This is a genomic window from Lelliottia sp. GFLA7, assembly GCF_056490165.1.
The window spans coordinates 1-255 of the sequence record NZ_JBWLAQ010000143.1; the positions used below are offsets into that span (position 1 = coordinate 1).

The 255-nt window shown below is 58.4% G+C and carries 1 protein-coding gene; it reads left to right on the forward strand.

The window, feature by feature from the left end; translation table 11 throughout:
* Window positions 1-255, forward strand: a 255-nt coding sequence (locus AC07RN_RS21580; protein WP_478337310.1) for an integrase core domain-containing protein, incomplete at both ends; no start/stop codon positions are given.

Consider the following 255-nt stretch of genomic DNA (forward strand, 5'->3'; position numbering starts at 1 on the left):
TTAAATGTGGTGTCCTGCCGGAACGTATCCGGCCGGGTAAGCCCACAGAGAACGGGCGGCATGAGCGGATGCACCGGACTCTGAAGGATGCACTAAAGCGACATACAAAGTTCACGTCCCTGGAAGAACAGCAGGCCTGGCTGGATGCCTGGCGCAGTGAGTTTAATGACATACGCCCCCACAAGGCGCTGGGCGGAAAAACACCCGGCTCGGTCTGGTATCCGTCAGAGCGCATCTTTACCGGCCCACTGAAGG